Origin of the sequence: Duganella sp. FT27W (genome assembly GCF_009295655.1) — a bacterium.
GTDB lineage: Bacteria > Pseudomonadota > Gammaproteobacteria > Burkholderiales > Burkholderiaceae_D > Rugamonas > Rugamonas zoogloeoides.
Genome location: NZ_WHIV01000004.1, coordinates 979,945 through 999,620, shown reverse-complemented (window position 1 = coordinate 999,620; position 19,676 = coordinate 979,945). Strand labels below are relative to the sequence as shown.

Sequence of the window (19,676 nt, the reverse complement as noted above, 5' to 3'; positions counted from 1 at the left end):
CAGTGTATCGCCTTTTCGGCGATTTGCAAAATTGATTGTTGCAATAGAATCGATTTGTTTTGACTATGACTGGCTGGCTTGGAAGCGCAGCAGGGCGTCGAATTCCGTCGCCGGCATCGGCCTGGCGAACAGGTAGCCCTGGCCATAGTCGCAGCCGGCGTGCGCCAGCAGGTCGCGCTGCTCGGGCGTTTCCACGCCTTCGGCAATGACTTTCAGGCCCAGCTTGTGGGCCATGACGATAATGGCCTCGGACAGCGCCATGTCGCTCGACTCCGGCGCCAGGTTGCGCGTGAACGACCGGTCGATCTTCAAATAATCGATATCGAACTTTTTCAAATACGACAGCGACGAATAGCCGGTGCCGAAGTCATCGAGCGCTACCTGGATGCCGGCGTCGCGCAATTGCAGCAGTTTGTCGCTGACGGTCGTGTTGGCATCGAGCAGCAAGCCTTCGGTGATTTCCACCACCAGCGCCTGCCCGGGCAGGCCCAGCATGCGCAGGTGGCGCAGCCAGTCGTCATACCCGACGTCCTCGCGCTGGAACTCCAGCGGCGACTGGTTGATGCTGATCTGGAATGCCTGATCGACCTCGGCGCGCCAGCGCTGCGCCCAGTTAGCCGCCTCGTGGAATACCCACTGACCGATTTCGAGGATCAGCCCGCTAGCCTCGGCCAGCGGGATGAATTCGCACGGACTGACCATGCCGCGCAGCGGGTGCTGCCAGCGTACCAGTGCCTCGGCCTTGTGGATGCGCCCGGTCGCCAGGTGGACGATGGGCTGGAAGTACAGCGCCAGCTGCTGGCCCTTGACCGCACCGCGCAGGTCGTTGGTCAGGCGCATGCGGTTGAGCGCGGCCACCTGCAATGCCTGGGTAAAGTAGGCGTAGCGGTTGCGGCCGGCGTTCTTGGCCGCGTACATGGCCTGGTCGGCGTGCTTGAGCAGGTCGTCGATGTCGAGCGCGTCATCCGGGTACAGGGTGATGCCGATGCTGGCCGACACGAATGCCTGCTCCTGCCCCAGCGCGAACGGCGCGCGCAGGCTGTCGATGATTTGCTGGGCGATGTGCGCTACCCGGTCGGTGCTGTCGAGCTCGGAGAGCACGACCGTGAATTCGTCGCCGCCCAGGCGCGCCACCGTGTCCGACTTGCGCACGCAGGCGCCGATGCGGCGCGCAGCGTCCACCAGCAGGATGTCGCCGTGCTGGTGGCCCAGCGTGTCGTTCACTTCCTTAAAATGGTCGAGGTCGATGAACAGGATGGCCAGCCGCGTGCGGTCGCGCTGGGCGCGGATGACGTCGGTCTTCAGGCGGTCGAGCAGCATGCGGCGGTTGGGCAGTTGCGTGAGCGGGTCGAAGTTGGCCTGCTGCCAGATCAGCGCCTCGCGCTGCTTGTCGGCCGTGACATCCTCGATCATGCACAGGTGGTGTGGGTGGCCGCCGGCCTCGGCCACGGTATCGATGGCGGTGACCGACATGTCGATCCAGGCCAGCACACCGTCGGGCCGGAACACCCGGATGGTCGATTTGAATGCGCCGATGCGCCCGGCCGTGAGCTGGCCCATCTGCGCCTTGCACTGGGCAATGTCGTCGGGGTGGGCCAGGTCGAGCCACTTCTGGCTGTGCAGTTCGGCCAGCGGCCGGCCCAGGATCTCGAGGTAACGGGCATTGACGTCGCGGTAAGCATAGGTGTTTGAGTCGACCAGCGCCATGCCCAGCGGCGAAGCTTCGAACATGGTGCGGAAGCGCTGCTCGCCCTGGCGGATTGCAGCCCTCGAACGGCGCCGCTCGCGCGCCAGCAAACTGAAATGCACCGCGCCCGCGACCACCACCAGCACCAGCACCGCACCGAGCACGCGGTACAGCCACAGTGCCGTCTTGCGGTTGTCCGGATCGTACAGGAAGCCGTCGAACCGGACCCCGGGCGGCAGCATGCCCAGGCTGGCGTAAACGTCGGCGATATGGCGCCAGCGTTCGGGATTCATGTAGCCGATCTCGACCAGCACCGGCTGCACCAGCGCCACCATCTGGCGCGCCTCGTACAGCAGGTGTTCGCGGTCGTTGCGGCGCGAGTACTTGTCGAGGATCAGGTCCACCGTTTCCTCGTGGTGGCTCATCGCCCATTGCCAGCCGCGCAGGCTGGCCGCGCGGAACGCCCGCACCCGGGCCGGATTGGCGGCCAGTTCGCGCTCGCTGGTAAACAGGTTGTCGCCGTAGAAATCGATGCCTACCGAGCGCGGCGTGTGCAGGTCGTAGGCAAAGCCCGCGCGGTCGAAGACGTCGGGCTCGTTGGTGGTGTACACGCCCATGGCGGCGATCTTGCCGTCGATCAGGTCGCGCGGATCGTAGCTGGGTTCGAGCCGCTCGTAGCTGTCGGCCGGCACACCCTGCTTGACCAGGTAGGCCAGCAGTTCGTCGGCATTGCCCATGCCGCTGGCCTGGGTGCCGAGCATCACGCGCTGGCCGCGCAGCCGTTGCAGGTCGGGCGGCTGGCCCGGCACTTGCGGCGTGGCCAGCGCAAACGCGGAATGCTGCAAGATCACGCCCAGCACCACCACCGGCCGCCCCGACAAGCGCGCCAGCAGCAGGCTGCTGCTGCCCACACCATATTCGGCCTTGCCGGACACCACGTCGCGCTCGGCCTGGCTGCTGTCGGCGGCATCGAGGATGCGCACGTCGAGCCCGGCTTCGCGGTAAAAGCCCTGCTCGAGCGCGGCGTAATAGCCGGCAAACTGGAATTGATGGGTGTGCTTGAGCTGGAGCGTGACGCGCTCCAGCGCCGTTGCCGGCGTGCAGGCCAGCGCCAGCAGTAACAGCGCGGCCAGCCGGTAATGAAGGTAGCTCAACAAGCGCAGCCCGGCCGGCGGTCCCTAGTAGGCAATCTGCACCGGCGCCGTCGCGGTGGCATTGGTGCCATTACCGAGTTGACCGTCGGTGTTCAGGCCCCAGGTCCACAGGCTCAGGTTGTTGCCGTCGGTTTGCAAGGCAACGCTGTGGTTGGCGCCGGCGGCGACGGCCTTCCACGTTCTCAGGTTACCAACCTGCAATGGCATCAGGCTGCTGGCCACGGTCTGGCCCAGTTGTCCCTCGACACCACGGCCCCAGGTCCACAGCGTGCCATCGTTGCGCACGCCGATCGAATGGCTGACGCCGCCTGCTACCTGGGTCCAGCGCGCGCTGGCGTCGCTGACCTGGGTGGGTGACGATTGCAGGCTGGTGCTGTTGTTACCCACCTGGCCGCTCTCGCCGGCGCCCCAGGCGAACAGCACGCCGTCGTCGTTACGTATCGCCAGCGAGTGCCGGCTGCCGGCCGCCACCGCCGACCAGTTGGCAGTGCCGACCTGGGTGGGCACGCCCACCTTGGCGCCGGTCGTGCCGTTGCCCAGCTGGCCGTAGGTGTTGTCGCCCCAGGTCCACAAGCTCTGGTCGCTGCGCTTGATGGCAATGGTGTGGGCGTCGCCCGCCGCCACCGCCAGCCAGCTGTCGGTGCCGAGACGCGTGGGCACCAGCAGATCGACAGTCTTGCCATCACCGAGCTGGCTGGCATAGTTGTTACCCCACACCCACAGCGATACGACTGGCGTGCCGGTGGTGGCGGTCGCCGTGCTCAGCGCCACCACGTGCGACTTGCCCACTGCCACGTAAGTCCAGTTCTTGGCAGTGCCGACCTGGGTAGGAACGGTGCGCGGCACCTGGTCGCCCTGGCCCAGCTGGCCGAACAGGTTGTTACCCCATGCCCACAAGGTACCGTCGGTGCGGATGGCCACCGCAAAACTGTCGCCCACGGCTACCTGTTTCCAGATGGTGCTGTTGCCGGCCACGGTAACCGGGGTGTTGCGCAGCGTGTTGGTGCCGTCGCCAAGCTGGCCCTGGATGTTCAGGCCCCAGCTATAGAGTCTGCCGTCGGTCTTGAGGGCGATGGTCTGGTTGCCGCCAGCCGCTACCTGGGTCCACGGTGCGATCGAGGTCACATCGACGGAACCGGACACGGCTGCCACGGTACCGGTCGCCGGCTGGGTGGCGATCACGCTGTCGGTACCGATCGACCGGCCGCTGACGATGCCGGCGCTGGTCACCTGCACCACGGTGGAGCCGCCGGACTTGGTGGACCAGGTCAGGCCCGTGAGCGCCTTGGTGGTGCCGTCGGTATAGGTGCCGGTGGCGGTGTAGGTTTGGGTGGCGCCGCCCACGATCAGCGTGGTCGAGGGCGCGGTGATGGCGATGCTGCGCAAGGTGACCACGGCTGGCGTGGTGGTGCCGCCGCTGTCACCGCCGCCCCCGCCGCCACCGCAGGCGGACAGCAGCACGGCGAACAAGGCAAACAGCGGCGCCAGCCACAGGGAGGGGGAAGTGAAGTTTTTCATGTTAGTCCTGGGAAAGGTTTGCACCAGTGTAGCCTCAAGCAGGGGGGGCACATCAACCGAGCAGGATGCTTTTCACTACGTAATTAGGCGATTGGCGCAATTACGCAACACATAAAAAAGCAGGCACCGGTGAGGGTGCCTGCTTTCAATTTACTTCGGTTTGGCTAGTTACTTGCGGCCACGTGGCGGCGGTGCGGCGCCACGGGCCGGCTTGCCGCCCTTGGCTGGCGGCGGCGCCGCCTTCTTGACCTTGATGGTGTCGAGGATCGACGCGCGCGCCTTGGTTTCCACGGTCTGGCGCGCCGTCAGCGAACCGGTCAGCGCATTGGCGCGCTGGCCCGGCTGTTGCGGAGCATTGCCCGCCACGATGCCGGACTTGGCACCACGCGGGCCCTTGGCGGTGCCGGGAATCGGCAGCGCCGATGCCGGGCCACGGCGGCCATCGGTATTCGGTTTGCTGTTGGCTTCGCCTGCCGACCAGGCCGGAATCAAATGCTTCTCGCCATTGCCGATCAGGTCGGCGCGGCCGAGCGCCACCAGCGCTTCGCGCAGGATCGGCCAGTTTTCCGGATCCTGGTAGCGCAGGAAGGCCTTGTGGGTGCGGCGGATCTTGCCGCTGCGGGCCGTTTCCACCACTTCCGAGTCTGCCGTCACCTTGCGCAGCGGATTCTTGCGCGAGTGGTACATGGTGGTGGCCATCGCCATCGGCGTGGGCATGAAGGTCTGCACCTGGTCGAGCTTGAAGTTGTTTTTCTTCAGCCACAGCGCCAGGTTCAGCATGTCGAGGTCGGTCGTGCCCGGGTGGGCGGCAATGAAGTACGGGATCAGGTACTGCTTCTTGCCGGCTTCCAGCGAGAAGCGCTCGAACATTTCCTTGAACTCGTCGTAGGCGCCGATGCCCGGCTTCATCATCTTCGACAGCGTGTTTTCTTCCGTGTGCTCGGGCGCGATCTTGAGCAGGCCGCCGACGTGGTGCGTGACCAGTTCTTTCACGTATTCCGGCGAACGCACGGCGATGTCGTAGCGCAGGCCCGAGCTGATCAGGATTTTTTTGACGCCCGGAATGGCGCGCGCCTTGCGGTACAGCGAGATCAGCTTGCTGTGGTCGGTGCCGAGGTTGACGCAGATCGACGGATATACGCACGACAGGCGGCGGCAGGTTTCCTCGATCTTCGGATCCTTGCAGGCCAGCCGGTACATATTGGCGGTAGGACCGCCGAGGTCGGAAATGGTGCCGGTAAAACCCTTGGTCTTGTCGCGGATGTGCTCGATCTCGCGCAGGATCGATGGTTCCGAGCGGCTCTGGATAATGCGGCCCTCGTGCTCGGTAATCGAGCAGAAGGTGCAGCCGCCGAAGCAGCCGCGCATGATGTTGACCGAAAAACGGATCATTTCCCAGGCCGGGATGCGGGCCTTGCCGTAGAACGGGTGCGGCGCGCGCGCGTAGTTCATGTCATAGACGCCATCCATCTCGTCCATGCGCAACGGCAGCGGCGGTGGATTGATCCACACGTCGCGCTCGCCGTGGGCCTGCACCATGGCGCGGGCGTTGCCGGGGTTCGATTCCAGGTGGAACACGCGCGACGCGTGCGCGTACATCACCGGGTCTTCGCTGACGGTCTCGAACGACGGCAGCCGCACCACGGTCTTGGTGTGCTTTTCCTTTTCCATGGCCAGGCGGTCTTCGCGGCTCATGAAGCGGATGGTCTTGACCACGCCGCCGGCGGGCGCTGCGGCGGCAGCCGGGGCCGGCGCGGCTTCCGCCACCGGCTTCGGCTCGACCATCGCTTCGTTCACCTCGGCACCATCGGCAGCCTTGGGCGCGTTGTCGGTCGCGCATGACGAGGTGTTTTGCTGCACCATCATGTACGGGTCGATCGGCGGATCGATCTTGCCTGGCGTATCCATGCGGGTGCTGTTGTGCACGCCCCATTCGTCGGTCGGCAGCCAGCCGCCCGGTACCAGGAAGGCGGTGCCGCGCAGGTCGCGGATGCCCTTGATGTCTTCGCCGGCGGCCATGCGGTGGGTGAGGTCCACCAGCGCGCGCTCGGCGTTGCCGAAGATGAGCAGGTCGGCCTTGGAGTCGAGCAGTACCGAGCGGCGCACCTTGTCCGACCAGTAATCGTAGTGGGCGATGCGGCGCAGCGATGCCTCGATCGAGCCGATCACGACCGGGATGCCCGGATACGCTTCGCGCGAACGCTGGGCGTACACGGTGACCGCGCGGTCCGGGCGTTTGTTCGGTTCGCCGTTGGCGGTGTAGGCATCGTCGGAGCGGATCTTGCGGTCGGCCGTGTAGCGGTTGACCATCGAGTCCATATTGCCGGCGGTAACGCCAAAGTACAGGCGCGGCTTGCCGAGCGCGCGGAAGGCGTCGGCCGAATGCCAGTCCGGCTGCGAAATAATGCCGACGCGGAAGCCTTGCGCTTCGAGCAGGCGGCCAACCAGGGCCATGCCAAAACTTGGATGGTCGATGTAGGCGTCGCCGGTGATCAGGATGACGTCGCACTCGTCCCAGCCGAGCGCGTCCATCTCCGCGCGGGACATCGGCAGGAAAGGCGCAACGGCAGCGCGGGCAGACCGCTTGGGAACGGTCGCAAATAAATTGGTAGGGGAGATCATATCGGACGGCATTGTACCGGAAATGCCTCTCCCCCGCTCACCGTGCGTGAGAAAAAATCTTTTACTATTCAATCACTTGTAGAGAAACATGCAGCGTTATCTCTACGCAAACAGTGTCAAATACCCATGTTGGACAGGATCCGTCCCAGCTCGCGCAGGGCCGGCTCCAGGGTCGGATGCTGGGCGGCGAACTTCGCCGAGATTTCCTGGGTACGCTCGGCCAGGCCATACGTGGTGCTTTCTTCGACTTGCGGCACAGCGTTGATGGCGGCCGGCACGGTGGCCACACCGGCGACGGCAGGCGCGGCAGCGGCCATGCCCAGGCCCTGGCGGCGCGCCAGCAGCGACTGGATGTCGCCGTCGAGGCGCAGCAGCAGGCTTTTCAGTTCTTCGTCCACGGGGCCGGCCACGGCCAGCTTGCCTTGCAGGTCTTGCAGCGATGCTTTGAGATGACTGTCCATGTCTTGATCCTTGTTATTCAATCGGCAAACCTGGTGGCTTGATACAGCTCTTCCACCTGGGTTCTTGCCCACGGCGTGCGGCGCAGGAACTTCAGGCTGGACTTGATGCTGGGATCGCTGATAAAGCAGTTGATGTCGATCTTGCGACCCAGTTGGTCCCAACCATAATGTTCCTGCAAGCGCGTGACCATCGCTTCGAGCGTGACACCGTGTAAATCGTTACTCATAATTATTCCAAAAAAGCTTGGGGCTGGGGACGATTCTGACATAAATCGCGCCCAGCCCCGGTACGTTCGATAACGTTGATTACTTCTCGGTCAGACCACGGCGTTCCAGCAGCGGCTCCACCTTCGGATCATGGCCACGGAATTCGCGGAACATCTGCATCGCATCCATGGTGCCGCCCTTGGACAACAGCATCTTGCGGAAGTAGTCGCCATTCTTGCGCAGCATGCCGCCGTTTTCGTTGAACCACAAGACTGTTTCGGCATCGAGGCGCTCGGCCCACAGGTAGCCATAGTAGCCGGCCGAGTAGCCGCCCGAGAACACGTGCGAGAAGTACGTGGTGCGGTAGCGCGGCGGCACCGGCGCGTAATCGACGCCGGCGGCTTTCAGCGCGGCGGCCTCGAAGCCCAGCACGTCGGTCGGGATTTGCGCTACGCCCAGCTGGTGCCATTTCTGGTCCAGCATGGCGGCGCCCAGGTACTCGGTGGTGCGGAAGCCTTCGTTGAATTTCTTCGAGGCGATCACTTTATCGAGCAATTCCTGCGGCATCGCCGCGCCGGTCTGGTAGTGCCTGGCGTAGTTGGCCAGCACCTTCGGCTCGGTCGCCCACATCTCGTTGACCTGCGACGGGAATTCGACGAAGTCGCGCGGCACGCTGGTGCCCGAGAAGCGCGGGTACTTGACGTTCGAGAACATGCCGTGCAGCGCGTGGCCGAACTCGTGGAACAGCGTGCGCAGTTCGTCGTAGGTCAGCAGGGTCGGTTCGCCGTCGGCCGGTTTCGGCACGTTCAGGTGATTGGCCACCACCGGATGGGTGCCCATCAGCGACGATTGCGAGACGTACGCATTCATCCAGGCGCCACCGCGCTTGTTGCCGCGCGCATAAAAGTCGGCGATGAAGATGGCCAGCTGCTTGCCGTCGGCATCGAACACGTCGAAGGTGCGCACGTCCGGGTTGTACACCGGCAGGTCCTTGCGTTCCTTGAAGGTCAGACCATAGACCTGGTTGGCGGCAAAGAACACGCCGTTGACCAGCACGCTGTTGAGTTCAAAATAGGGTTTCAGCTGGTTCTGGTCGAAATTGAAGCGCTCGGCGCGGACCTTGTCGCTGTAGAACGACCAGTCGTGGGCGGCCAGCTGGAAGCCGCCGTTTTCCTTGTCAATCACTTGCTGGATTTCGGCGCCTTCTTTTTTCGCATTGGCGACGGCCGGGCGGGCAAACGCGGACAGCAGTTCGTTGACGGCTTCCGGCGTGCGCGCGGTCTGGTCTTCCAGCGAGTACGCGGCAAAGCTGGCGTAGCCGAGCAATGCCGCTTTTTCGGCGCGCAGCTTGGCCAGTTCCAGCACCACGGCGGTGTTGTCGAACTTGCCGCCATGGCTGCCGCGTGCCAGCGATGCGGCCATCAGGCGCTCGCGCACGCTGCGGTTGGTCAGCACGGCCAGGTTGGCCTGGCCGGTGGTGTTGACGACCGGAATGGCGAACTTGCCTTCCAGGCCGCGCGCGGCAGCAACCTTGGCGGCGGCGTCGATGGCCTTGTCGGTCATGCCGGCCAGCTCTTCACGGGTGTCGACGATCAGGGCCGAGGCGTTGGCTTCTTCCAGCACGTTTTGCGCGAACGTGGTTTGCAGCTTGGCCAGTTGCGAGTTCATGGCCTTGAGTTTGTCCTTGTCGGTAGCGGACAGCTTGGCGCCGGCGCGCACGAAGTCGGTGTGGTAGCGCTCGAGCAGATATTTCGACTCGGCGTCCAGTTTCAGGGTGTCGCGCTTGTCGTACAGCGACTTGATGCGGGCGTACAGTTTGGGATTGAGGCGGATGGCGTCGCCGTGCGCGGAGCGCTTGGGCGAGAGGTCGCGCTCCAGGGCCTTGAAGGTATCGTTGGTGTTGGCGCCGGACAGGTTGCCGAACACGCTGGACACGCGGGCCAGCAGGCGGCCCGATTTTTCCATCGCCACGATGGTGTTGTCGAACGTGGCCGGCGCCTTGTTGTTGGCGATTTTCTCGATCTCGGCCGCTTGCTGGCGCATGCCTTCGGCAAACGCCGGCGCGTAGTCCTCGTCCTTGATCTTGTCGAATTGCGGATAGCCGTATTGCAACGGGCTGACCTTGGCGAACGGGTTGCTCGCCGCAAGCATAGCCGCTGGTTCCGCGGTAGCGGCATTGGCAACACTGCAGATGGCAGCGATGCTGGCGGCGATGATCAGGTTGGTACGAATCATGGTTTCCCTTCGATAAAGTTGAATACCGCCCCCGTTTTCCGGGGACGGGCTACAGCTGATGAATTATTTGCCGGTCAAACCACGGCGCTCGAGCAACGGCTCGATGACCGGATCGCGGCCACGGAAGTTGCGGAACAAATTCATGGCATCGTCGGTACCGCCGCGCGAGAGCAGCTTGCTGCGGAACCAGTCGCCGTTTTCGCGCTTCAGGCCGCCCTTCTCCTTGAACCATTCGACGGTGTCGGCGTCCAGCTTTTCCGACCACAGGTAGGCGTAGTAGCCGGCCGAATAGCCGCCCGAGAAGCTGTGCGAGAAGTACGTGGTGCGGTAGCGCGGCGGCACCGGCGCAAAATCGACCCCCATGTCTTTCAGCGACTTCGCTTCAAAGGCCAGCACGTCGGTCGGGATTTGCGCCGGCGTCAGCTGGTGCCAGCGCTGGTCCAGCAGCGAGGCCGACAGGTACTCGGTGGTCTTGAAGCCCTGGTTGAATTTCTTCGAGGCGATAACCTTGTCCAGCAGCTCTTTCGGCATCGGCGCGCCGGTCTTGTAATGCTTGGCGTAGTTGGCCAGCACTTCGGGCCAGATCGCCCACATCTCGTTGACCTGCGACGGATACTCGACGAAGTCGCGCGGCACGCTGGTGCCCGAGAAGCGCGGGTATTTCACGTTCGAGAACATGCCGTGCAGGGCGTGGCCGAATTCGTGGAAGGCGGTCGTCACTTCGTCGTAGGTCAGCAGCGTGGGTTCGCCCGCTGGCGGCTTCGGAATATTGAGGTGATTGGCTACCACCGATTTCGTGCCCAGCAGCGACGACTGCGAAATGTATTCGTTCATCCAGGCGCCGCCCTGCTTGTTGCCGCGCGCGTACATGTCGGCCAGGAAGATTGCCAGCTGCTTGCCATCGGCATCGAACACGTCGAACACGCGCACGTCCGGGTTGTACACCGGCAGGTCCTTGCGTTCCTTGAAGGTGATGCCGTAGAGCTTGGTCGCGGCAAAGAACACGCCGTTGATCAGCACGTTGTCGAGTTCGAAGTATGGCTTGAGCTGGTTCTCGTCGAAGGCGAAGCGCTGGGCGCGCACCTTGTCGGTGTAATAGGCCCAGTCGGCGGCGCCCACGGTGAAGTTCTGCTTGTCGGCATCGACCACCGCTTGCAGGTCGGCCGCTTCTTTTTTGGCGTTGTTGACGGCTGGCGTGGCCAGTTCGGTCAGCAACTTGTTGACGGCGGCGGTGTCATGCGCGGTCTGGTCTTCCAGCGAGTAGGCGGCGTAGTTTTCGTAGCCGAGCAAGGTGGCTTTCTCGGCGCGGGCCTTGGCGATTTGCAGCACCAGCTGGCGGTTGTCGAACTGGCTACCATGGCTGCCGCGTTCGAGCGAAACGGCCATCAGCTTCTCGCGCACCTTGCGCTTGGTGAGCACGGACAGCGGCGGCTGGCCAGTAGTGTTGACCAGGGCGACGACGAACTTGCCATCCTTGCCCTGGGCCTTGGCGGCCGCAGCAGCGGCATCGATCTCGGCGGCGCTCATGCCATCGAGTTCTTCGCGGGTATCGACCACCAGCGCCGAGGCGTTGATTTCCTTGAGCACATTCTGGGTGAAATTGGTTTGCAGCGTGGCCAGCTTGCCGTTGAGCTCCTTGAGCTTTTCCTTGTCGGCGGCGGACAGCTTGGCGCCGGCGCGCACGAAGTCGGTGTGGTAGCGCTCGAGCAGGTGCTTCGATTCGGCATCGAGTTTCAACGCGTCGCGCTTGTCGTACAGCGCTTTGACGCGCGCATACAGTTTTGGATTGAGGTAGATGGCGTCGCTGTGGGCGGCCAGCTTGGGCGACATTTCGCTATCGATCGCGTCGAGCTTGTCGTTGGTATTGGCGCCTTGCAGATTGCCGAACGTGGTTTGCACGCGGGTGAGCAGCGCGCCCGATTTTTCCATCGCCACGATGGTGTTCTCAAAACTGGGTGCCGCCTTGTTGTTGGCGATCGCGGTGATTTCCTTCAGGTGGATCTTCATGCCCTCGGCGTACGCAGGCAGGAAATGCTCATCCTTGATCTTGTCGAAGGCCGGGTACTGGAACGGCAAGGTGCTGGCGGTAGCCAGCGGATTGCCTGCCAGCGGCGCGGCAGCAGCTGCCAGGACGGGTTGCGCAAAAGCGATGCCAAGCGCGGCGGCAACAAGCAACAGGTGGGGACGGGCCATGTCGATCTCTTTCATTAAACGCCAAGGGAATGCTGCAGCAGCGGGAGAGACCTCCCGATGCGCAGCGCACAAGCGTTCGATCATAGCAGGGCGGCAAGGTGAACGTCACGGGCAAAAATTGCTGCAGTGCAGTTGATCGGAACGCGAACCTGATTCCCGAATAAAGATTCGTGCATGAAAAGTTTTTACGAACAAAGCTGACGCAGGAACGCAACACGGACGTGAAAAAGTCGGCCCGGGTAGCGCTCCCATGCAGTGCGTCTACTGTCGCTGCGGCAACTTGCCGGCCGGCTCCAGAAATGAATTTAGTTTTGCTGGTTTCCCGTGCGGTTTTATGTGCGCCACGGCGCGCGATGGCGGTGCGGAAATAGCACTAAATAATATTCGATTCGATTCAAATAATTAATTAATTGCGGCAATCCGCTCATATCACAAAAGGGCGTGAATACGCGCCGCGCCACGGTTGAGCCACCTCATTCGCCTGATATTGACTGCCCCGGCTTTAAAAATCACCATGAATCGGCATTTCGCTCATTTTGATTTAGGGAGTCATTATCATGAACAATTTATTTTCACAGCACCAACGCGGCCAGGGCATGATGGAATACGTGATCATCGTCGCCATGATTGCCGTGGCCGCCATCGGCGTGTACTCGGTCTTCGGCCAGACCATCCGCAACCAGACATCCGGCCTGGCCAACGAGGTGGCAGGCAAACCGGCCCAAGCCCAGATCCAGGCTGCCGGCACCACGGCGCAGACCGCCGCCACCCGCGCCAATACCAAAAAAGGCATGTCCGAATATAACAAGGATAACGATGCCGGAAATTAATCAAGAACATACCGACATTAAATATTTACGTATAAATACGAGCCCATCATGCGCGGCCAGCGGCCCAAAGCGTATTCATCATGGCGCCAGCGCGGCCAGGCCATGGTATTTACCTTGTTATTCGGCATCGCCACCGCGCTGATTACCCTGGTTTTATTTAATAGCGGCATATTGGCCAATACCAAGACCCGTTTGCAAAACGCCGCCGACGCCGGCGCCTACAGCGCCGGCGTCCTGCAGGCACGCGATCACAATTTTTCCGCCTATCTGAACCGCGCCATGGTCGCCAACCAGGTGGCCGTGGTGCAAATTGCCAGCCTTAAATCGTACCTGGAAGATGCGGCGGCCACGCGCAAGCGGATGGATGGGGCGGTGTTAAGTCTCGAGGCCCTGCTTCCGGATAACAAGCCTGAATGGGAGTTTGCCGAGAGCCTGCCGGTCGCCACGACCCATTCCGCCTTTTCTGCCTTTGCGGGACCGGCAGTCACCGGCCTCGACGCGCTGATCAAGGCGTTCGAGGTGGCGCAGCAAGCGCACCACGTGGCCACGGCAATCAACATGGCGCAGGTGGCGGACGAGGCCATCAAGCGCAACGACCCGCAAGCGCAGTTGACCTCCGGGGCATTCCTGGTCGGCCGCACCGCCTTGCAAGTGCATGCCTGGGGTAACGCCACCCGCCAGCATCGCGCCAACGATCCCTCGGCGGTTGCCGACCGCTTTGCCGACGTTACGGTCAGCAGCAATTCGACCGATGGTTTTACCCGCAACCGACCATCCACGCCAACAGCGCGCTGGCGCTTCACGGAAGTCAAACCATGCAAGCTGCTGCCCAACCACGCCTACTCGAGTACTTTGTTTGCGTTTGCCCACGCGGGCGGCAGCTTCCTCGGCAGCGACAAAAAACGCTGGCTGTCGCTGGACGCCACGCTGGGCGGTGGCTTTGCCACATGCACATTCTGGTATCCGTGCTGGACCGGCATCTGCTACACCACCACGTCCTGGCCCCTGATCGACGACAACATCGTCGGCGGCTCCGGCGGTGCATTGGCCGGCAGGAGCGGCAACTACAGCGATGACACGGGTTACCGCAACAACCCTGCTGCCAGCGACCATTACGGTGCCGCACTGGTCTCGCCGCTCACATTTGTGCCGGCAAGAATGCGCTATGAACAAGGGCCGGGCACATCGCTCGACACCGCAGGCGGCCTGCAAAATTACTACCGCGACGCCCGCGATCCCACCATCACGCCCGCCGACCAGACACCGGAGCGCAACGGCGGCGCCTATGCCGTCACCATCGAAGCCGAGCGCACGGGCAACACCATCCGCACCAGCGGCAAACTGCTGCCCGGCAGCGACGCGCTGCGGCTGCAAGACGGCATGCGCGGCGACACGCTGCGCGCGCTGGCGGCGGCGCAATCGTATTTTTATCGCAGCAAAGCCGATGGCGCCGGTTTTACGCGCGCCGGCTGGGCGCGCAGCGACGGCAAGACCGAAGTCGCCAACCTGTTCAGCCCGTACTGGCAGGCGCGCCTGAGTGATCGCAGTGTGGCAGACCGGAGCGCATCATGGGCTGCCCAGTGACCGGCCCGGCCCGACGCAGGTTTGTACGCCAGCATGGCCAGGCCATGGTGGAATTCCTGGTGGCGGCCATGTTCGTGCTGGTACCGCTGTTCATCGGGGTGACCGCGCTGGCCAAGCTGGCCGATGTGCAGCACACCACCACCATGGCAGCGCGCTACGCCGCCTGGGAGCGCACGGTCTGGTATGAACCATCGGCCACCGGTTTCAATACCCTGCACGACCCTAACCAGAAATCAAGCGAGGAAATCAACAACGAAATCGCGCTGCGACTGATCCATGACCGTCAGGCCGGCGCCGTGATTCGCGCCACCGATCGCAGCGCCACCGCGTTCGGTAACGGCAGCGACCCGCTGTGGCAAGACCATGCGGGCACGCGCTACCTCGACAACCGCTCGCAGGTAAAAGGCGACATTGCTGCCGTCAAGCCGGACACCGATATCGCCAGCGCCGTCATCGACACCCTGCACAAAGTCAGCGTCAGGGGACTGGTCAATTTCGTGCCGCCGTTGCCGGTCGAGTCGTTGGCGGTGGCCGACGTGTCGATCGACCGGGTAGCCAAGAACAGCGCAGCGTACCAGCGCCTGTGGTCCGACACACCGTGGCAAGGCATCGCCTTCACCGCCAGCGGCGCCATCCTGTCCAACACCTGGGCCGCCAACGCCCGCAACGGCACGCGCGCCATGGTGGAAAAGATGGTGCCCACCGCCCAGGGGCTGGGCGCGCCGATCACGGCTGCCAGGCTGGCAATGCTGCCCTGGGACGGCGCCACCGCAACCATCGAAGTCGGCAAGGTCAGTGCCGACCAGGTGCCGGACGACCGGCTCAAGTAACTGTCACCAGAGAGGCTCATCGTGTCCACTATCGTTCCCTTGTTCGCGGCCGCAGCTGTGCTGACCGGCAGCGCTGCCGGCGCTGCGCCGCCGGCCTTCACGCCCGAGATGCTGAACATGCTGCCACCGCCAGGACTCTACCGCCTCGAAGTCGGCCAGGGCATCACCCGGCACCTGGATACACCCGTGACGGTCACCGATCACAAGAATGGTGTCACCGGCACGGTCACGACGACCACCGACACCGGCGAGAACCGCACGGTCACCACCACCACTGGCGGGCGCAGCACGACCTGCCGACGGATGGGCCAGCAGGTCGTGCCCGAAGCTGCGCCATTTGCCGCGCCACACGCCTGTAAAAACCTGTCCTTGACGCTCGACGGCAACACTCTGACCATGGTGGACCAGTGTTCCATTGGCCGCATGACCAGCATCGTGCGCAAGCTCAGCGACACGACCTGGGAAAACGCCTTTGACGTCGCCCAGCCGGTGTCCCTGCCGGGCGACGCATGGGGCGTGCCGGAATTGCTGGAAGCTACCGGTACGCCCGAGCAGCGTGAACAGGCCAGGCAAGTGCGCCGCATCAAAACCGAACGCGATGCGCAGGCGGCAGCGGACATTGCGCGGGTACGCGCCGCATTGAACCGCGACTTGCAAACTGCCCGTACCGCCAAGGAGCGCGCCAGCGCGCGCAAGGCGATCGAGGTGATGGCGGGCATCGACGCCCGCCAGCCAGCCATTCGTCATACCCACACCGAACGCTGGACCCTCATCAGCCGCACATGCGGCGCGGTCAAACCCGGCCCCGCCGCGCCGGCCTTGCAACGGTGACCGGGAGAGTGCCATGCCATCTCCTTCCTCATTACTTCTTCTCGCCCTCGGATGCTGCGTGGCTGCACCAGGCAGCGCGCAACCGTGCCCGGCCGCCATCCCGCCCGGCCTCAGCGCGATGCCGGTTGCCAGCAACGTCGCCAGCGCCGGCCTGGGACTCGACATCCGCCAGGTGCAAGGCAAGGAAGACCTCGCCACCATCCTGGACCGCACCGAACAGCAATGGCGCAAGGCCGGCCACGCGGTACGGCGTGATACCACCGCCGGCTGGCAAGTGCTCTCCGCCCTGGGCGGCGACTGCCTGGTGACCTTGCAACTGGTGCCGCAAGGTAGCAAGGGGAGCTTTGGCTACCTGTCGCGCGGCCGCAAGGCAACGGCCTCCTTGCGCGCGGTGACCCCGGCCGCGCTGGGCGTGCCGCTGCCGCCGGGGGCGACGCTGGCGTCATCGGTGGCCAGCAACGACGATGGCCGGCGCGGCGTGACGATGGCGCTGCATTCGCGCATGCCGGTGCCGCAGCTGCGCCAGTTTTACATGCAGCAGCTGGCCGCCAGCGGCTGGCGCGCCACGCGCGCGCACGACATCGACGACCGGCAGCGCGGTGCCGGCATGACCTTCATCACCGCCCAGCGCGACCGGCGCCAGATCAGCATCGTCATCTGGCCCGACGTTCCCAGCCAGATCATCCTTACCGCCGTGGAGGCGCTATGAAATCGCATGTTCGTCTCGATCCTCATTGCGGTCAAGCGATGACCGAATACGTGGTGGTGCTGCTGTTCGTGGTGGTGGCGCTGGTGGCGGCCACACACCCGTCGTCGCCGGTGCATGCGCTGGTGGCGGCGTTGAAGGACGCGTACGCGGCCTATTCCTATACGATTTCGCTGAGCGTATGAGCCATGGCCTCCTCCACCAAGATCATCGCGCGCCTGACGCATCCGGCGCTGCTGCTGGGCCTGGCGGTAGCGCTGGCCGCCGGCGTGGCGCTGCTGGCCTATCTGTACTTGCAGCAGCGTGAAACCGCCATCAAGAACGAGCTGGCCGAGCGCTCGCAGCAAAAGGCGCCGGTGACGGTGCGCGTAGTGGTGCCCAAGCAGGATGCCAAGGCCGGCACGCTGTTGAGCGGCAACCACTTCGTGGCGCGTCCGGTCGAGGACGACCTGGTCTATCCCGACACCGTGCTGGCCGATGATTTTCCGTCGATGGAAGGGTTGCGCCTGGCGCGCCCGGTCCTGCGCGGCCGGCCGGTGCAACTGAGCGACCTGCAACAGCCGGAAGTCAATGACGTGGCAGCCGTGGTGCCTGCGGGCCAGCGCGCGATGACCATCGATATCGACAACCTCAATTCGATCGCCCACACGTTGCGGCCGCAACACCGGGTCGATATCTTCCTGATCTCGAAGGCGGCCAGGCCGCGTCACGAACGCGCGACGGTCGACGAAAAATCGCTGGAACAGGCCACGCTGTTCATGCAGGACATGGTGGTGCTGGCCACCGGCCGCGAGTTCCAGGAGCTCGACAACTCATCCGGCCAGCAGGCCAGCAAGATGGCGCGCCCCGGCGAGGTGGAAGGCGCGCCGCCCGAGGAGCGCCAGTTCGATTCCATCACCCTGCTGGTATCGCCGCGCCAGGCGGCCAGGCTGATGGTGGGTCAGCGCCTGGGCAGCTTCCGCGTGGTCCTGCGCGGCAAGCTCGACCGGGAAGCACTGACGCTGGCGCCGCTGCGGGGCGCCCACCTGATGCCTGCGGAACGCAGCCGCGACAGCGGCATCGAGTTCATTGTCGGCGGCGCCAGAGCCAGCAGCGGCATGCTGGCGCCGGTTGCCATGCTGCCAACGCTCGCCAACCCCACGTCGCAGGCCGCGCCGCAGCAATCTGCGCCGGCTTCTCCGCCGCAGGCAATTCCCGCGCTGCGCGATACTCAACCAGGCAGGCTATGACATGAAACTCCACCGCATCCTGACCCTGGTCGCCAGCGCCTTGCTGCTGGCCCCCGCGCTGACGCCGGCCCTGGCGGCAAAGGCCGTCAAACCGCAGCTGCCAGCGCTCGACTACCGTGCCACCGAACCACTGACGCTGGCCGCCGGCGACATCCGCCTGCTGCCCGTCGCCGGCAAGGTTGTGCGCGTGGCGCTGGGCAGCGGCAACCTGCTCAGCACCACCACCGTGGACGGCAAGCTGCTGCTGATCGCCGAACAGGTCGGCACGACCACATTGCTGGTCTGGACCGACACCACCGTCCACGCGTGGCGGGTGCAAGTGGTGCCGCGCGACCTGCTTGAGGTGCGCGCCAAGGTCGATGCCCTCACGCGCGGCGTGGCCGGCGTCCAGGTAGAACAGGTGGGCGCGGAACTGTTGCTCGGCGGCGTGGCCCACAAGGACGTGCTGCAACGCCTGACCACCAGCCTGGCCGGCACGCCCAACATCGTGTTCAACGTGCGCGAAGACCAGGGCACGTCGCACACGCGCTCGGTGCTGTTCCGCCTGCATTTCGTGGAAGTGAAGCGTTCGCTGCTGGAGCAGATCGGCATTAACTGGGCCAAGAGCGCCAACGGCCCGGTGCTGGGCCTGACCGGCGTGGCGCGCGCCACCGGCGTGTACCGGGATGGCCGCCAGCGCGAGGCCGGCGACGATCTGCTCGCTGCCGTGCCGCCGTTTCGTCAATATGGCAGCGCGCGCGACGGCGCCTTTCTCGGGCTGGCCACCACCATTACCTCGCGCCTGAACCTGGGCATCTCGAACGGCGACGTGCGGCTGCTGGCATCGCCCGAGCTCACCGCCAAGAGCGGTGGCAAGGCGCGCCTGCAAGTGGGTGGTGAAGTGCCGATCCCGCTGGCCGGCGCCTTCGGCGCCACCACGGTCGAGTTCAAGCCGTACGGCATCATCCTGGCCATCGAACCGCAGATCGACGCGGCCGACGTCATCACCGCCAAGATTTCCACCGAGCTGTCGCAGATCGACCCGGCAGTGTCGGTGGTCGGCATTCCCGGCTTCATCACGCGCAGCACCGCCACCGAGGTGAGCCTGAAAGCCGGCGAGATGATTGCCCTCTCGGGCCTGGTCAACAGCGAAATGTCCACCGCCATCGACCGCGTGCCGGCGCTCAGCCGCATTCCGATCCTGGGCCGCCTGTTCCGCTCGGACGACTTCCGCACCAACCGCACCGAGCTGGTGGTACTGCTGGAGCCGGAAATCATCGCGCCCGGCGACGGCCTGGCGCAGCAATTACGCCAGCGCGGCGAGGCCCATATCGGCACGTTCGGCGACAAGCTCGAGCAATTGCGGCAAAGCCATCCGCCATTTCCGGCGCCCGAACTATCCGGTGAGCCAGTGCCGCCGGCTTCTGCACAGCAGCCGGGACCGTCGATTCCTTCGACGCAGTCGCTGCAGGCGGCGCCGTCATTACCGTCGATTCCTCCAGCGCAGTCGCTGCAGGCGGTGCCGTCACCACCGTCGGTGCCTTCGAAGCCGCCGGCATCGGCCGCGCCACCAGTGCCGCAACCACCGCTGCCACCGCAGCCGTGAAGGA

General features: G+C 64.3%; 15 protein-coding genes. 8 read left to right on the top strand and 7 right to left on the bottom strand.

Going from position 1 to position 19,676, the window contains the following annotated elements; genetic code table 11:
- Window positions 1–63: 63 nt before the first annotated feature.
- The 7 genes from F8197_RS21490 to F8197_RS21460 form a co-directional block, all read right to left on the bottom strand.
- On the bottom strand, window positions 64–2,841 hold the full coding sequence (locus F8197_RS21490; protein WP_227012339.1) for an EAL domain-containing protein: 2,778 nt from the start codon (window positions 2,839–2,841) through the stop codon (window positions 64–66).
- Between the two features lie 24 nt (window positions 2,842–2,865).
- Window positions 2,866–4,359, bottom strand: a complete 1,494-nt coding sequence (locus tag F8197_RS21485) for a hypothetical protein (RefSeq protein WP_152883511.1) — start codon at window positions 4,357–4,359, stop codon at window positions 2,866–2,868.
- Window positions 4,360–4,527: 168 nt separating this feature from the next.
- Window positions 4,528–6,906, bottom strand: coding sequence for a YgiQ family radical SAM protein (locus F8197_RS21480; RefSeq protein WP_227012366.1), 2,379 nt, complete (start codon window positions 6,904–6,906; stop codon window positions 4,528–4,530).
- Window positions 6,907–7,097: 191 nt separating this feature from the next.
- Window positions 7,098–7,442 carry a DUF4404 family protein gene (locus F8197_RS21475; RefSeq protein ID WP_056143055.1) on the bottom strand — a complete coding sequence of 115 codons (345 nt, stop codon included), beginning with the start codon at window positions 7,440–7,442 and terminating at the stop codon, window positions 7,098–7,100.
- Between the two features lie 17 nt (window positions 7,443–7,459).
- Window positions 7,460–7,669, bottom strand: coding sequence for a VF530 family DNA-binding protein (locus F8197_RS21470; RefSeq protein WP_056143052.1), 210 nt, complete (start codon window positions 7,667–7,669; stop codon window positions 7,460–7,462).
- Window positions 7,670–7,748: 79 nt separating this feature from the next.
- Window positions 7,749–9,884, bottom strand: coding sequence for a M3 family metallopeptidase (locus tag F8197_RS21465; protein ID WP_152883509.1), 2,136 nt, complete (start codon window positions 9,882–9,884; stop codon window positions 7,749–7,751).
- Window positions 9,885–9,947: 63 nt separating this feature from the next.
- Entirely contained in the window at window positions 9,948–12,077 is a 2,130-nt protein-coding gene (locus F8197_RS21460) for a M3 family metallopeptidase (protein WP_193333507.1), read from the bottom strand.
- Window positions 12,078–12,634: 557 nt separating this feature from the next.
- Here F8197_RS21460 and F8197_RS21455 point away from each other — a divergent pair.
- From F8197_RS21455 to F8197_RS21420, 8 genes are read left to right on the top strand one after another with little or no spacing between them, the layout of a single operon-like run.
- On the top strand, window positions 12,635–12,907 hold the full coding sequence (locus F8197_RS21455) for a Flp family type IVb pilin (protein ID WP_019924079.1): 273 nt from the start codon (window positions 12,635–12,637) through the stop codon (window positions 12,905–12,907).
- A gap of 48 nt (window positions 12,908–12,955) precedes the next feature.
- Window positions 12,956–14,491: a pilus assembly protein TadG-related protein gene (locus F8197_RS21450; RefSeq protein ID WP_152883507.1), complete on the top strand. Its 1,536-nt coding sequence runs from the start codon at window positions 12,956–12,958 to the stop codon at window positions 14,489–14,491.
- Window positions 14,476–15,321 carry a hypothetical protein gene (locus F8197_RS21445; RefSeq protein ID WP_152883506.1) on the top strand — a complete coding sequence of 282 codons (846 nt, stop codon included), beginning with the start codon at window positions 14,476–14,478 and terminating at the stop codon, window positions 15,319–15,321. The genes F8197_RS21450 and F8197_RS21445 overlap by 16 nt, the downstream gene beginning before the upstream one ends.
- A 21-nt stretch (window positions 15,322–15,342) precedes the next feature.
- Window positions 15,343–16,152 (top strand): hypothetical protein, encoded by an 810-nt coding sequence (locus tag F8197_RS21440; protein WP_152883505.1) that lies wholly within the window; start codon window positions 15,343–15,345, stop codon window positions 16,150–16,152.
- A 58-nt stretch (window positions 16,153–16,210) separates the two neighbouring features.
- Window positions 16,211–16,861 carry a hypothetical protein gene (locus F8197_RS21435; protein ID WP_152883504.1) on the top strand — a complete coding sequence of 217 codons (651 nt, stop codon included), beginning with the start codon at window positions 16,211–16,213 and terminating at the stop codon, window positions 16,859–16,861.
- On the top strand, window positions 16,858–17,043 hold the full coding sequence (locus F8197_RS21430; RefSeq protein WP_152883503.1) for a hypothetical protein: 186 nt from the start codon (window positions 16,858–16,860) through the stop codon (window positions 17,041–17,043). Before F8197_RS21435 ends, F8197_RS21430 begins: the two co-directional genes overlap by 4 nt.
- Before the next feature lie 3 nt (window positions 17,044–17,046).
- The gene (cpaB, locus tag F8197_RS21425; protein WP_152883502.1) at window positions 17,047–18,087 is read left to right on the top strand and encodes a Flp pilus assembly protein CpaB; all 1,041 of its coding nucleotides are present in this window, start codon (window positions 17,047–17,049) and stop codon (window positions 18,085–18,087) included.
- A 1-nt stretch (window position 18,088) separates the two neighbouring features.
- Window positions 18,089–19,672 carry a type II and III secretion system protein family protein gene (locus tag F8197_RS21420; protein ID WP_152883501.1) on the top strand — a complete coding sequence of 528 codons (1,584 nt, stop codon included), beginning with the start codon at window positions 18,089–18,091 and terminating at the stop codon, window positions 19,670–19,672.
- The last annotated feature ends 4 nt before the right edge of the window (window positions 19,673–19,676 follow it).